Source organism: Nostoc sp. CALU 546 (assembly GCF_048836525.1).
The window spans coordinates 133,480-147,279 of record NZ_JAWJTF010000003.1 but is presented as its reverse complement, the minus strand read 5'-3'; the positions used below and the strand labels follow the sequence as shown (position 1 = coordinate 147,279).

The window sequence follows — 13,800 nt, the reverse complement described above, 5'->3', positions numbered from 1 at the left end:
ATGAATTTACCCGCCTGATGATTGAATACTTAACTAATGCCGGAGAACTAGACGATGGAGAAGTCTGCTACCACCGTACTCGTGGTATTAAAGTTAATGGCTACAGTATTAATCAAGACTTTGAATGCCTTAATCTGTTTACTTCTATATATACTCAAACTGTTCCACCTGTAACTGTCTCTAAACAAGATGTAGAAAAAGGATTTCACAGACTTACTACATTTTTAAAAAAGGCACTTAAAGGATATCATCACTCTATTGAAGAAGCATCTGCTATCTTTGATATGGCGCTACAAATTCATGATTTAAGAACACATATTAGCCAGGTTAGGTTGTATTTGTTTACAGATGGTCGTACAACTATTAATCTTAAAAAACATGAGGATCTTGAAAATATAAACTGCTCTTTTCATGTTTGGGATATTGAAAGAACTTATAAATGTGTCACTTCAGGTCAACAACGAGAAACTATAAAAATTGACTTTGAATCTAAATATGGACTGGCAATTCCTTGTTTGTCAATGCCAGAGCTTAATCCAGATTATACTGCTTATCTTACAATCATTCCTGGTCATATTCTTTATAATATATATGTTGAGTATGGTCCCCGTTTGTTAGAACGTAACGTCCGCTCATTTCTGCAAGCTAGAGGAAAAGTTAATAAGGGAATTAGACAAACAATATTAGAAGAGCCTCATCGTTTTTTAGCTTATAACAATGGCATTTCTGCTACTGCCGAGACTGTGGAGATAGTCGATTTACCTGGAGGAGGTAAAGGTATAAAAGCCGCGCAAGATTTACAAATTGTTAATGGAGGGCAAACTACTGTATCAATTTATCAAGCAATAAGAAAAGATAAAGCAGATGTATCTGGTATTTATGTACAAGCGAAATTGTCAGTTGTATCCCATGAAAAAGTAAATGAAATTGTTCCCCTTATCTCTCGTTACGCTAACAATCAGAATAAAGTTAGTGAAGCGGATTTTTCGGCCAACGATCCATTCCATATCAAAATTGAGGAATTATCTCGCACTATCTGGGCACCAGCAGTTGATGGAACACAGCGACAGACTCGCTGGTTTTATGAAAGAGCTAGAGGACAGTATCTTGATGCAAAGGGAAGTGAGGGGACGGTAGCAAAACAGAAAGCTTTTATCGTAATCCACCCCACTTCACAGAAATTTACTAAAACAGATTTAGCCAAATTTGAGAATACTTGGAATCAACTACCTCATTTAGTTAGTCTTGGTGCTGAAAAAAACTTTCGTGAATTTACAATTCAACTAGACAAACGTGGTAAATTTCAACCAAATGAAGAATATTTTAAGCGACTCATTTCCAAAGTAATTCTATTTAGACAAACAGAAAAGATTGTCCAAGCCCAGAAATTTGGTGGCTATCGTGCAAATATTGTAACCTATACTATTGCTTATCTGAGTAACAAAAGCGCACAAAGGATTGACTTAGATCGAATTTGGAAAGAGCAAAGACTTTCATCTGCTTTGCAAGAAGCCATAAAAATTGTATCTCGCTTAGTCCATCAATTTATTCTTAATCCTCCAGGCGGTCGTAATGTAACTGAATGGTGCAAAAAAGAAGAATGTTGGAAGCGTATTCAAACTATCAAAATTGAGATACCACAAGAATTCTGGCAAGAGTTGATATCAGTTTCTCACAGCAAGCCAAATGACATCGACAAGGGAATTGAAAGTCCTGATTCTGATGATTTAAAACTTATTGCACAAATCAGCGAATTGACTGCTGATAATTGGTTTCAACTTGCTCATTGGGCAAAGGAAACCAGGAATTTACAATCTTGGCAGCGAAGTTTAGCGTTTAGTCTTGGAAAACTTGCCGCCAAACGCAAGAATCCGTCTTATAAGCAAGCTAAACAGGGTATAAATATTCTGCAAGAAGCAGAACAACTAGGATTTAAATATATGAATGAAAGTAATGAAGAATTTACTCAACTAATTCTATTTTAGATGCAAAAGGGTTTGGATTGATGACAACCAATCTGTCGTTTTGATCAAATAATTCGTTGCTCTCAATTTGGTTTGCAAAAGTAACTGGTAGCAATGTATAAGACGGACTACGCCTCAATACTTCTCAGTTTATGTCAACTACGATACCCGAAAAAGCAAGCGAGAAAGGGGTCAAAGCCAAACAGGAGCAATCAATTGGATGTCTTTACCCGTACTTAGAAACCAAAGCGAAAACTAAAAAGTACTCTCCAAAAATTTTAGATGTCTGCAAAAATTTTGATAACACAAAATTAAAACCAGTTCTTCCAGATGATGCACTGATCGCTGTAGTACTTTTTGCTGGTGGCGGCGGGATTGAAACGGGGATGGTGGTGCGATTCGTTGATTAGTGAATCACGGTAATCAGTCCGTAAATAACTAATCCAGTCCGACAGCAGATTACTGTCACTAAAGGCTGAACTCTCGGTCAGATGCAGGTGAAAGCCCTGCCATTCAGACTCAGAATTGACTCCTTACCTGCCCACACCGAACAAGCTCGGTTCTTGTAGAGTGAAGCTGGGAACAGGGCGCAATCAGACGACCGTTGCGGGTTGACACTGGCGCTAATAGGGAGTTCCTACGGTGAAACAGAGCCTAGAAAAGCGACTTACCCGCAGGCAGGGCGCAACGCAAAATTCCCTGACCTCACTGGAGTTCATTCCCGCCGAACAACGCCATAGTAACGGCATGAGTCTAGGGAATCCAGCAGTCGAAGTGGCTACATCTAACGGAACAATCAATCTCTCCGAGGGAACGAATAAAAACGAGTTGTGGGTCTAGGGGCTTTCGTTCCCCAAGTAGCCCAGACGAGCGGAGGAATCCCCACAATTCGGGTAGGACAGACCGTAATTGGTCTGAGGTGTTCAGAAAATACAAACTCCAGAAGAGAAAATGATTAGACACAGTAAACATACTAGTGAATCTTGGAGAGCCTTACCGTGGAAGAAATTCCGCCGTAACCTTTTCCGCCTTCAAAAGCGCGTATTTAAAGCGGTTCTTGTTGGAGACAAGCGGAAAGCTCGGTCACTCCAAAAGCTTATTCTAAAATCAACCTCGGCTCGATTTCTTGCAATAAGACTTGTATCTCAGCTAAATGCTGGTAAAAAGACGGCTGGTATTGATGGCAAAAAATCCCTCTCATTTGAAGAACGCTTCAACCTTGAAGAATTACTGAAAATGAATAGTGGAAATTGGAAACATCAAGGCTTACGGGAAATCCCCATCCCCAAAAAGGACGGGACTACTAGAATGCTTAAGATACCTACCATCGCGGATAGGTGCTGGCAATGCCTCGCAAAATACGCACTCGAACCAGCACACGAAGCCACTTTCCACGCCAGGAGTTATGGGTTTAGAACTGGGCGCTCTGCCCACGATGCACAAAAGTACATCTTTTTAAACCTTAGCTCCAAAGCCAACGGAATAGAGAAACGAGTAATCGAACTCGATATCGAAAAGTGCTTTGATTAGACATCTTGATACTCCTATCAAAAACGCAAGTTGTAGACGAGTCCAGCTTTGAGTTTTTGGAATTGCTCAAGCGTACCAGGCACATCAGGGAAAAGATAAAGCCCAGTTGATTCATCCTTGCTAATGGCGATCGTTCCCTTATGAATGCGATCGTAGATCCAATGGGGTGAAAGTTCTAACGACTTGGCAACTTGGGGAACCGTTAGATAACCCGAAATCTGACGGGGATGAGACTGGCTCGACGAGTGGAAAATATGATGTTTGAGCCTCAAAGTTTTAACCGTACTGGGTAACAGAGTTTTGCAAAGTGGTGAGCGATAACCAAGCTTCGTCAGTGTAAGAGCAATAGTCTGGTCGTCAATACCTTGCTGGCTCATAGCAATGATGCGATTTTCTAATTCAGTTGCTCCCGTCATTTCAGAAAACGAACCAACTGGAATAGGAAGATCAACAGTAGTACTTTCACCGCCTTTCCAAATAATCCGAGTCCGGACTGTATCACGGACAACACGATGAATAACAACCTTATCAATCAAACAGCGGAGTAAAGATTTTTTTTGGACTTGGGTTAAGGTATCACTTTGCCAAAGTTCAGGGAGCTTTTGCCCAATGGTAATGAAAGCGGCTTTGAGTTCTTTTGGGATTTGATCTACTGTTTGAGGTCGCTGGCGTTGAGCATAGTAATCTTTGGCAAGCTTGAGTTCGCGTAAAGCGTTTTCCCAACGAAGTTCAAGTTCGGCAGCCACCAATCGGTTATCCGGGTCAACTCGATTAAACTGTCTTTCGGCTAGTGCTACTTGATACTGTAAGCGCTGTATTTGTTGAGAATGCGCCCGTTCCACTGTCTCTTGTGACTGCTGTTGGGTTTTGATAGCTTTGTGATAGGCATCAAGCTCCACTGACGACAGTGCTTCTAAAAATGCATTGACTACGTACTGATCAATTGCCGAAGCCGGAATATACTGACAAACAGGCACACGATACTGCTGCCGTAAGGAGTTGCAAATATAGCGGGTTGCACCTTTATACTGGACAACCATCTTGTGGCCACATTCGCCACAGTAAACTATCCCATGCAATAATGCTGCACCAGGGCGAGGAATACCACGGGTTTTATTACGGTCATACTCAGCATAGTTGTCCATAAGCTGTGCCTGATTACGCTCGTAGGTTTGCCAACTGATGTAAGCCGGATATATGTCATTGACTCGGATTTTCCATTCTGCCATTGGTAAATGCTTTTGTTGTGGTTGATTTGAAACCAAACCACGTTTCAAAGTACGTGTACGTCCATAGACAAACGCACCAGCGTAGGCAGGGTTTTTCAGGATTGATATGATACTTGCCACGCTCGGGTTACGCCAGACAATATCGCCGAATCGATTCCTTCGCGGCAGCAGCAGCCCTTCACGGTTGAACGTCTCCAACACTTTGGATGCTGACTTGCGTTGTCCAAAAATTTCAAACACTAAGTTAATTCGGTCAATCACTTCACGATTTGGGTCTTTGTTTACCACTCCCAGTTCATTACGAACCAAACCCACGGGTAAGGTCAGTGCCAGTTCACCACGCCCAGCTTTGCTCAGAATTCCGGCATTTAACCGAGAACGAATCGTATGCAACTCTACTTCTGAGATTTGTCCTTTGAGTCCCAGCAATAATCGACCATTGGCACTACTTGGATCATAAACCCCATCTCTGTCAGCAATCAAACAACCTCTGTAACCGCACAAGTCCAGCAGGGGATACCAGTCTGAGCAATTACGTGACAGGCGAGTAACATCATAAGAGAGGATAATTCCTACTAATCCCAGGGTTACTTGGGCTAACAATTCTTTAAAGCCTGGTCGTTGCTCTGCACTTGCTGCGGTGATTCCTAAATCACTGTCAATTACTTCAATGTTATTATCCGACCAACCCAGTTCTATAGCTCGCTGGCGCAGAGCGTATTGCAGACGCAGGCTCTCCTGGTTGCTGATTAATTGATGCGGGGTAGACTGACGAATGTAGATTATCGCTTTGCGGTTCAGGTGCTGGAGTGTTACTAGTTCTGAGGTACTCATAAATTACCTCCTGGAAGACCGTTTGCAGTTCATCTGTGATTACTTCTTGGAGGGAAGGGGTGAGGCGTTCCCAGATTTCACGGGGTGGGATTGACATAAAACCTCACATTGTTTAACTAATGTGACCAACTCGGCCACACTCTCTAATGTGAGCTTAGTACATAAATACTGCTTTGGCAGAGCTAGTTGGGTTACAGATATTGGAATGCGTAAGCGCATATGACTTTGATAGGCTACTACTACATGACCTAAACCACTTGGTGGGTTTGAGATGGATATCACTGCAAACCTTCTTCCAAAGAGTGGGTGCATCACATCAGTCACTTCAATTTGGGTTAAATCTTCTGATGGGTTCTTGAGATGGGCATTAAGTAATGGGTTCGTTCGACAGGATTAATCACTCAGCAATAATGGACGAACTCATCGCCCCCAAAGGCTTAAAACTCGGTATCTTCCGATGCCTCAAAGCAGGAGTCAATCCAGGATTTCCCCAACAAGGAACACCCCAAGGGGGAGTGGTCAGCCCATTACTAGCAAATATTGCACTCAACGGAATTGAGAGTATACACAGATACCACTCTCAATACAGAGATGGTAAAAGGATTACACCCAAAACATCGGCAGAACGAATTGCCGAGCCATCAATCCGATACGCGGATGACATGGTTATTATACTCCGACCCGAAGATAACGCGATAGAGATACTTGAAAGAATCAGCGAGTTCCTCCGCAAACGCGGAATGAATGTAAGCCAAAAGAAAACCAAAGTTACCGCCGCGACAGATGGGTTTGATTTCCTCGGCTGGCACTTCAAAGTCCAGAAAAACGGAAAGTTTAGATGTACTCCCTCAGTGGACAACTTTAAAGCGTTCCGTAAGAAAGTAAAACACATCGTCAACAACTCGAATTATGGTGCTACCACAAAGGCTGAGAAACTAGCCCCGGTAGTTAGAGGTTGGAGAAATTACCATAAGTTCTGCAAGATGGACGGGTCTAGAAACTCGTTATACCACATTGAAAAAAGAGCCTACACGGTATTCAACAAGGAAACCAAGCAAACACGCCACACAAGCGAGGAGTTAGTTAAAAAGGCATTCCCAGCAGTTCCTTACTCCGAAAATAAACACGTCATGGTTCAAGGAATAAAATCCCCCTATGACGGAAATATAGCCTACTGGAGCGAACGTAAAAGTAAGCTCTACGACGGCGAAACCTCTTTTGCTCTCAAGAAGCAAAACCATAGATGTGCCTCCTGCGGTTTAAAATTCATCGATGAAGAACGGATTCATCTGCATCACATTGATGGAAATCACGCCAACTGGAAGAAAAATAATCTGGAAGCAATTCACGAGAGTTGCCACGATTACAAACACATGAGCAAAAGCGCAAGCTGAGAACATCGGAAGCTGGGTGCGGTGAAAGTCGCACGCCCAGATTTAACAGAGAGGTGCCCCGGATAATACCGGGCATCGACTCTACCCAAGCTGGTATTCGCCCAGTCATCGCAGTGGAGTTCGACCCCACAAAACCAGATTTAAGTTAGGCGATCGCCAAAACTCATCACCGCAACTTTAGTGAGTATGGCTGTAGAATAATCCAGCTAACAGTTCAAGAAGTAGCACGGTTAGGATTTCTAGGTTTTCCCCGCCGCCCCGACTATCTCCACGCCTCCCCGGTGTGCGCCAACTTCAGCCAAGCTCACACAGCCAAAGCGGGTGTTGCGCTTGAAACGGCTGATGATTTGACGGCTGCGATCGCGGTAGCTGAAGCCATCCGACAGTTGCAGCCACAGGTGTTTACGCTGGAGAATGTACCGCGCTATCAGAACAGTCAGAGTTTCAGTATCATTCTGTCAGCTTTGGAACAAGAGGGATACTTGGTCAATTACAGTGTGGTCAACATGGCCGACTTTGGGTTGCCCCAGGCGCGGCGGCGGTTAGTTCTGGTTGCCAGTAGGGGTTTTCATGTTGCCCTACCTTCGGGAGCTACACCTTGTGGTTGGGTATGAGGCGATCACGCATCTCATCCCTAGCATGACCGATTCCCAACTACTCCCCAAACAACGGCAAGCGGTAGAACAATTTCTGGCAACTAATGAACCAACGCCATTGCTAATACAGAGAGTTGGGGGACGTTCACAGTCCAAGTATAAACCTGCATACTTGCCCTGTAACACCATTCTGCGATGGCGCGAGCGCCCGCCGGAGGCGATCGCATTTCACCGATCACAAAGGTTGCAACCGTAGTAAGTTTGCTGATATCTGGTTGCCGGATGGTACTGTCAAATCCTTGTCTATTGAAGGGGCTGCAATCTTGCAAGGGTTTCCCGGTTGGTACGAGTTTCCTAACGAAACTGCTACGGCGGGGTCAATCATTGGCTATTCTGTGCCTCCCAGTTTAGCAACTCAATTATTCATGTCAGCACAAAGTATTTTGAAAGGAGCAAAAGTATGACTAACCTGTTCTTCCTCGGTCATCTCTGGAACTTCCACCGCTTCTACATCAACCGTGACTGCGCTTGGATTTTCCGGCTCTTGTGCTGGTTTGAGGGCTGACTTTGGTTTATCGGGAGTTGTGGGGGTGAGTCTTTTGCGCTTGGAGGTTGGTTGGTTCATGCTACCACCTCCAGACTGTAAGTGGTTGAGACAGTATTGAGTTGTGTCATGATAGGGGAAGAGTTTTCTAATGTATCCCCAGCCTCACGAGAACGTTGGGGTTTTTCATCTATTTCTTATATATTTGCATTTCTTCTTAAATGGGTAAACACAAAAAAAAGCAAAAGAATGTCCCACCGTGGTTGGCGCACGAGAATCTGTTTATCCCTAAAACTGGCCAGCAAATAACTACAGATGCAGGCTGGGAAAAAATATTATTTGATGATGCTGCTAAATTTTTTAGCACCCAAACCATTCAAGATTGGCACGAATCTTTCATTGAAGGGTTTGATGATATCTCTGATTTACTATTCGCACAGGGTGTAGATATCGATTTAGAAGATGAAGCTGCTGTAGATAACTTTTTGGATAACTACAAGCCTCAACATATCAATGTAGTTATAGCTAAAGCTGTCTATAATATTCATTCTTGGGCCAGAGTTCTACTAATTTCCACTCCTGAAGATGAAGAATACTATTTTCACAACCATGAGATTGAGGCAATTCGTTTAGGCATTGGGTTGCGAAGGTATCTAAACTTAGACATTCCAGTAATTAATGATTGTCAAGATGCTGTGAGATATCTGCAAGGTAAATACCCGAACATCGCTTGGCAACCTAGACATTGTGTTTCGGTTGCTCATCGCCTGAAAATTGCTCAAGCCACCAAGGTCTACAACGAACAAACCTGGGATGAGGAGTGGAGCGAAGTTCTGGATGAAGAATTAATTGTATCCGCTCGGTAAATCGGGGTAGAAACAAAAAATCAGAATTTAAATTGGGCGATCGCTTACGTTAGGCGCACTTTCACAAAAATACTCTACTGAGCTATTCACATCAATAGAGTATATAAATTTACTATAATCATCTTTTCCAAATTCAGCTTATACTTTGATAACTATTTATACCTCTGTGTAAGTACTGCAAATCTTACCTACAGCAATCATCCCAGAAGAGACAAACTTTCGGCAAAATGTCTCTGATTCGCTAATAACTTCCTGTATTCTGGGATATCCGTTCTTTGTGGAAAGCCGAATGATTCCTATAGATATGAAACGACTCATCAAAAAAAACCCTAACCCAGTTCGCAAGAAAACAGAAGTAACCCCACCACCGATTGAACCCATTGAGATTCCTGAGAATCAAAATATTCCTGAACCGGTAATTGAACCAAACCCACCTGTGTACATTGAAGGCTACATTTCCGAATCCGAATACATTTCTGAACACTATCGCCCCCTCCGCTCTGTGGGTAACTCCGGGTGGCAACCGTCTGATGTTTGGCGCGAGTTGAGAGTTGATGATTTTTGTCGTGGGTGAGTCAGTATTTAAACAGCACTATGCCTGTGGTTCTTGCTAGCCTACGCTAAAATATAATGCCTGAATCTTGAAATAGTGGCAGTTGAATCACTTGGGTTTCTTTGGCATTATCCAGGTTGGACAAGGAAATGCCCAGCAACCTAATACTGCGGTTTTCCAGTTCAATCGACTCAAACAGCGCTTTGGCTATCTCGAAAATCGTAGAGAGTTCACTGATGGGAGCAAGCATTGTTTTACTGCGGGTTAACTGCTGATAGTCAGAGAACTTGACTTTTAACATTAATGTGCGACCTCGTGTTTCATGCTTCTCTAACCTTTGCTCGACAATTTGGGCAATCTGTTCGAGTTCTTGCAACATCTGGCTGATATCACTTAAGTCCTGTGCAAACGAGGTTTCTGCACCAACTGACTTGAGCCACGCACATATAATATTTAAGGAAGCGAATTTGGGGCTATTTTGGCGCAATCCAGCATTTGATAATGAGATACATTCGATTTAAGTAAGTTAGAAATGCGCTCTACTTCATTCGGAGGTATATTTTTTCCATATTTCTGTGTTACTGCTTCCACCTCTCGTTTCCAAGATGGTGAAATTTGCTCACATTTTCGCTTCCTTTGACTTATCGCCTCAGTTTCCAAATAATTTTGATATGCTTCAGTGCTGAAATATGCGATCGCACAAGCGGCGACCGTCCCCAACACTAGCCAAATTGACGCTTCTTTCATAGTACGATCACCTCTTGCCCTCTTGATATAATAAAATCAGCCTCTTTTGCCGTGACATTCAGGCTATAAACCAAAGTCCACGGTGACTTTGCGCGGGGGAATAGCTAACCGCGCCTTAAGCTTTTAGTGTCATTCAGTCAGACTCGCGATCGTTTACCACCCCAAAGGGGCAGTAGCCCCAAACGCACTTGGAGGTTATCAAAATGATGACAGATAACAGTCCCCAAGTCACGACACCTCAAGAATACGCTCTTTCAAATCAGCCCCAGTGTGAATGCCGAGCGAGTGCATTTTAGCCGCAGTCACCTTTTTAATCCCGTGAAACTTCTCAATCGCTAGCTGTTCTACAAAGGCGTAGACGCTTGCGGCTTGTCGTAGACATCGCATCTTCCGGTAAAATCACCGTTAGTCCATTCGGCTTATTCTGTCCTGATGCCATTTTTGCTAGGAACTTGTTAATTGACACACCCGCAGTTGCCGTCAACTGAGTTTCCTGGAAAATCGCAGTTTTGATGTGTCTTGCGATCGTAGAAGCGTAGGGGATGTTTTGCTTATTCTCAGTAACATCAAGGTATGCCTCATCTAGCGCAACCCCTTCCACTAAATCACTGTAGCGTTTGAATATGGCGTGGATTGAAGTGGAAATATCTCGGTAAACGTCGAATCTCGGTCTGACAAAGATAAGCCCAGGGCATTTGGCGATCGCAGTTATTGAAGGCATTGCTGAGTGAATGCCAAACTTACGAGCTTCATAACTAGCTGCTGCAACTACGCCTTGCTGATTCGGACTGCCACCAACGACTAACGGTTTGCCTCGGTAACTAGGGTTGTCCCTCTGTTCCACCGATGCGTAGAAGGCATCCATATCAACGTGAATTATCTTCCTCGTCTGCATTGTTGTTGAAGTATTACCATTTCTACCAAGCGGCGGGAACGACTATTCTCTGGTAAATTTATGATTCAATCTGGATATTTGAGAAATTTCTCACCACAATAGTACATTAGCACTAGCACTTTTAGGCTTTCATAAGCTTTTTCATTGAGAAAGTTTTTGTAACAATGACGTTACACTTGATTGAATAGAATTTTGTCGTCACGTTGCCAACGCACGGTATTAGAGGGAGCAAGGGCATGACTATTGGTGTTTGGGTTCTCGGAGATCAACTTTGGGCTGGGCAGTCAGCGCTAGAGAGTTGCCTACAAAAACACCAACAGACTCCTGTGATTTTTATCGAATCTCTAACTCATGCAGGGCAACTTCCTTACCATTTGCAAAAACTGGTATTGGTCTGGTCAGCCATGCGTCACTTTGCTGCCGAATTGCGATCGCTTGGCTTCCCAGTAACATACGCTCAAAGCCAAGATTTCAAAACACCTTTACTCCAATGGATTGAACAATACCAAATTACCGAACTGCGGGTGATGACTCCAACAGATCGCCCTTTTGCTACATTAATTCAAAAATTAAACTTGACAATTCAAGTCACTTTTACACCAAATAACCGTTTTATCTGGAGTGATCAGGAGTTCATTGACTGGGCAAGTGGACGCAAACGCCTAATCATGGAGGACTTTTACCGCCAGGGACGAAAGCGGTTCAACATTCTAATGGAGGGCAACCAACCTGTTGGTGGTCGATGGAACTTTGACAAACAAAATCGCAAACCACCAAAAGGCAAACTGACCTTACCCGAAGCTTTATGGTTTGAACCAGACTCAATTACACAAGATGTAATTGACTTCATTAAGCAATCTGAGGCATTCCAAGACAATCAAAGTTACTGGCTCCTTGAACCCTTCTGCTGGGGTGTAACGCGACAGCAAGCACTACTTGTAATGAAGTTTTTTATCGAAACACGTTTGTCCTCATTCGGGCCATACCAGGACGCGATGGTGACTGGCGAACAGACAATGTGGCACGCGATGCTTTCTCCCTATCTCAATATTGGATTGCTTCATCCCTTGGAAGTTGTTCAGGCGGCACAGCTTGCATATTTAGACAACAGCAGCGACTGGGAGCTAAACAGCATTGAAGGCTTTATCCGTCAGGTGCTTGGCTGGCGAGAGTATATGCACGGTGTTTATGTTTACCTAGATGATGACTATTCAGAACGTAACTGGTTTAACCACACTCATCCACTGCCTGCTTTTTATTGGACTGGCGATACACAGATGAATTGTCTGCACCAAATTCTAACTCAGGTTAAACAAATAGGTTATGCTCATCATATTCAACGGTTGATGGTGTTGAACAACTTTGCAATGATAGCAGGTATCTCCCCCCAAGAACTTGAAGACTGGTTTCATGCTGCTTTTATTGATGGGTACGATTGGGTGATGCAAACCAATGTTATTGGTATGGGGCAGTTTGCTGACGGTGGAATGATTGCATCTAAGCCTTATGCTGCTTCTGCTAACTACATCAACAATATGAGTGACTATTGTAAAAATTGTACTTACAACCCTCGTGAGCGCACCACTGAAAATGCTTGTCCTTTCAACTTTTTTTATTGGGACTTCCTGGCTCGTCATTACGACTTGTTAAAAGAACAGCCACGTATGACTCAAATACTGCGTAACTTAGAGCGAATCTCTCCATCGGAACTTCAAAAAATCCGCTCTCTGGCTTCTAATTGGCACACTACGTAAGCAGCAGCCGTTAGCTATTCCTGTAAAGGAATATCCGAATTTCTTCCAGGTAGTTTTGAGACTATCGCAAAGAGCGCTCTTCATGACGATTGTGCCTTTGTGTGTAGCGCTTATTGGATGCGATAGATTTAGCTATGCAAGAAATTGAAAATAAGATTGAACGTTTGACTAATTTTGTCACTGTAAGGATAAGGTGAGCAACTTTGAAAGTATAACTTGAGCAACTAACCAGCCCAAAGGGTTTAATTGCGTTGGGAGTTATTAGTTGTAAATAGATTTTGAAACAATAACCTGAGCAAAGGTTCTGTTTTGTAACCGTAACCTGAGCAAACATACTTATGCAGGATATCAAGCAACTTAAATTTTCCTTTTAAGCCGTGAAAGCTAGAAATAGCAATAGTTTAGCAGCGGATTATATTTTCAATAACCTTATTTTAATGACAATACACCATAAATGAATAGGACTTTGAGATAGGTAGATACAAAAGCGATCGCTCTATCGAAAAAGAAATCAGATCAACAACAGAGGTATTTCCACTCTTTAGGTTCACTGTCTTCACTTTGGGACGCATAAATTGAGCAACCCGGTTTGAAACCATAAAGTGAGCAAGTTGCTCATCTTATGCTTACAGTGACAAATTTTACCGAAGATAATTTACCAAATTTAGGTAAGTGGTTTATTAATATCTGTTGTAGAGTAACGTAATTTTCAAAAAGTTAAAAGCGCCAAAATAATCGATATCAATATCAATTCTGCTCACTGCATTTAAGAACTATCTTTGTGCAGACATTTGTCTTGCATATTTATGGAGAGAGAGAGGTTGCCGTCGGCAACCTCTCTCTCCTTAAAATGATTATCATTTCTATTAACTGTATATTTTATTCTCTGGAAGT

Annotated in this window: 13 protein-coding genes and 2 pseudogenes; 9 read left to right on the top strand and 6 right to left on the bottom strand. The window is 42.9% G+C overall.

The window, feature by feature from the left end:
* Positions 1-17: 17 nt before the first annotated feature.
* The 3 genes and pseudogenes from RRG12_RS02760 to RRG12_RS02750 form a co-directional block, all read left to right on the top strand.
* Complete coding sequence (locus tag RRG12_RS02760; RefSeq protein WP_420758257.1) at positions 18-1,985, top strand: AIPR family protein; 1,968 nt, start codon at positions 18-20, stop codon at positions 1,983-1,985.
* 131 nt (positions 1,986-2,116) lie between these two features.
* Positions 2,117-2,374: a hypothetical protein gene (locus RRG12_RS02755; protein ID WP_420758256.1), complete on the top strand. Its 258-nt coding sequence runs from the start codon at positions 2,117-2,119 to the stop codon at positions 2,372-2,374.
* Between the two features lie 541 nt (positions 2,375-2,915).
* Positions 2,916-3,491: pseudogene (locus RRG12_RS02750) on the top strand (reverse transcriptase N-terminal domain-containing protein); the annotation flags it as partial.
* Positions 3,492-3,511: 20 nt separating this feature from the next.
* Here RRG12_RS02750 and RRG12_RS02745 read toward each other — a convergent pair.
* Positions 3,512-5,557: a recombinase family protein gene (locus RRG12_RS02745; RefSeq protein WP_420758255.1), complete on the bottom strand. Its 2,046-nt coding sequence runs from the start codon at positions 5,555-5,557 to the stop codon at positions 3,512-3,514.
* A gap of 383 nt (positions 5,558-5,940) precedes the next feature.
* Between RRG12_RS02745 and RRG12_RS02740 the strand changes: the two are divergent.
* Positions 5,941-6,951, top strand: a pseudogene (locus RRG12_RS02740) (group II intron reverse transcriptase); the annotation flags it as partial.
* A 152-nt stretch (positions 6,952-7,103) separates the two neighbouring features.
* On the top strand, positions 7,104-7,565 hold the full coding sequence (locus RRG12_RS02735; protein ID WP_420758283.1) for a DNA cytosine methyltransferase: 462 nt from the start codon (positions 7,104-7,106) through the stop codon (positions 7,563-7,565).
* 83 nt (positions 7,566-7,648) lie between these two features.
* Here RRG12_RS02735 and RRG12_RS02730 read toward each other — a convergent pair whose 3' ends face one another.
* Complete coding sequence (locus RRG12_RS02730; protein WP_420758285.1) at positions 7,649-7,876, bottom strand: hypothetical protein; 228 nt, start codon at positions 7,874-7,876, stop codon at positions 7,649-7,651.
* On the opposite strand from RRG12_RS02730, the gene RRG12_RS02725 reads away from it, so the two are divergent.
* On the top strand, positions 7,817-8,011 hold the full coding sequence (locus RRG12_RS02725; protein WP_420758282.1) for a DNA cytosine methyltransferase: 195 nt from the start codon (positions 7,817-7,819) through the stop codon (positions 8,009-8,011). The two genes, RRG12_RS02730 and RRG12_RS02725, sit on opposite strands and share 60 nt — an antisense overlap.
* On the opposite strand, the gene RRG12_RS02720 is transcribed toward RRG12_RS02725, so the two are convergent.
* Positions 7,963-8,172 carry a hypothetical protein gene (locus tag RRG12_RS02720; protein ID WP_334896152.1) on the bottom strand — a complete coding sequence of 70 codons (210 nt, stop codon included), beginning with the start codon at positions 8,170-8,172 and terminating at the stop codon, positions 7,963-7,965. The two genes, RRG12_RS02725 and RRG12_RS02720, sit on opposite strands and share 49 nt — an antisense overlap.
* A 140-nt stretch (positions 8,173-8,312) precedes the next feature.
* Between RRG12_RS02720 and RRG12_RS02715 the strand changes: the two genes are divergently transcribed.
* Both RRG12_RS02715 and RRG12_RS02710 read left to right on the top strand, forming a co-directional pair.
* Positions 8,313-8,957: a hypothetical protein gene (locus RRG12_RS02715; protein ID WP_420758254.1), complete on the top strand. Its 645-nt coding sequence runs from the start codon at positions 8,313-8,315 to the stop codon at positions 8,955-8,957.
* Between the two features lie 289 nt (positions 8,958-9,246).
* Complete coding sequence (locus RRG12_RS02710; RefSeq protein WP_335036260.1) at positions 9,247-9,531, top strand: hypothetical protein; 285 nt, start codon at positions 9,247-9,249, stop codon at positions 9,529-9,531.
* A gap of 46 nt (positions 9,532-9,577) precedes the next feature.
* Here the strand turns inward: RRG12_RS02710 and RRG12_RS02705 are convergent, their stop codons facing one another.
* The 3 genes from RRG12_RS02705 to dinB form a co-directional block, all read right to left on the bottom strand.
* A complete protein-coding gene (locus RRG12_RS02705; RefSeq protein WP_420758253.1) occupies positions 9,578-9,997 on the bottom strand; it encodes a hypothetical protein in 420 nt (139 codons plus the stop codon).
* Entirely contained in the window at positions 9,964-10,257 is a 294-nt protein-coding gene (locus tag RRG12_RS02700) for a hypothetical protein (RefSeq protein WP_229556266.1), read from the bottom strand. Before RRG12_RS02700 ends, RRG12_RS02705 begins: the two co-directional genes overlap by 34 nt.
* A gap of 328 nt (positions 10,258-10,585) precedes the next feature.
* The gene (gene dinB / locus RRG12_RS02695) at positions 10,586-11,152 is read right to left on the bottom strand and encodes a DNA polymerase IV (RefSeq protein WP_420758252.1); all 567 of its coding nucleotides are present in this window, start codon (positions 11,150-11,152) and stop codon (positions 10,586-10,588) included.
* A gap of 236 nt (positions 11,153-11,388) precedes the next feature.
* Between dinB and RRG12_RS02690 the strand changes: the two genes are divergently transcribed.
* Positions 11,389-12,906 (top strand): cryptochrome/photolyase family protein, encoded by a 1,518-nt coding sequence (locus RRG12_RS02690; RefSeq protein WP_420758251.1) that lies wholly within the window; start codon positions 11,389-11,391, stop codon positions 12,904-12,906.
* Positions 12,907-13,800 lie beyond the last annotated feature (894 nt).

Excerpts from the sequence above, each read along its gene's own strand:
- RRG12_RS02760 (WP_420758257.1), top strand. The coding sequence starts at position 18 with ATGATTGAATACTTAACTAATGCCGGAGAACTAGACGATGGAGAAGTC.
- RRG12_RS02755 (WP_420758256.1), top strand. The coding sequence starts at position 2,117 with ATGTCAACTACGATACCCGAAAAAGCAAGCGAGAAAGGGGTCAAAGCC.
- RRG12_RS02745 (WP_420758255.1), bottom strand. The coding sequence starts at position 5,557 with ATGAGTACCTCAGAACTAGTAACACTCCAGCACCTGAACCGCAAAGCG.
- RRG12_RS02720 (WP_334896152.1), bottom strand. The coding sequence starts at position 8,172 with ATGAACCAACCAACCTCCAAGCGCAAAAGACTCACCCCCACAACTCCC.
- RRG12_RS02715 (WP_420758254.1), top strand. The coding sequence starts at position 8,313 with ATGGGTAAACACAAAAAAAAGCAAAAGAATGTCCCACCGTGGTTGGCG.
- RRG12_RS02710 (WP_335036260.1), top strand. The coding sequence starts at position 9,247 with ATGATTCCTATAGATATGAAACGACTCATCAAAAAAAACCCTAACCCA.
- RRG12_RS02700 (WP_229556266.1), bottom strand. The coding sequence starts at position 10,257 with ATGAAAGAAGCGTCAATTTGGCTAGTGTTGGGGACGGTCGCCGCTTGT.
- dinB (WP_420758252.1), bottom strand. The coding sequence starts at position 11,152 with ATGCAGACGAGGAAGATAATTCACGTTGATATGGATGCCTTCTACGCA.
- RRG12_RS02690 (WP_420758251.1), top strand. The coding sequence starts at position 11,389 with ATGACTATTGGTGTTTGGGTTCTCGGAGATCAACTTTGGGCTGGGCAG.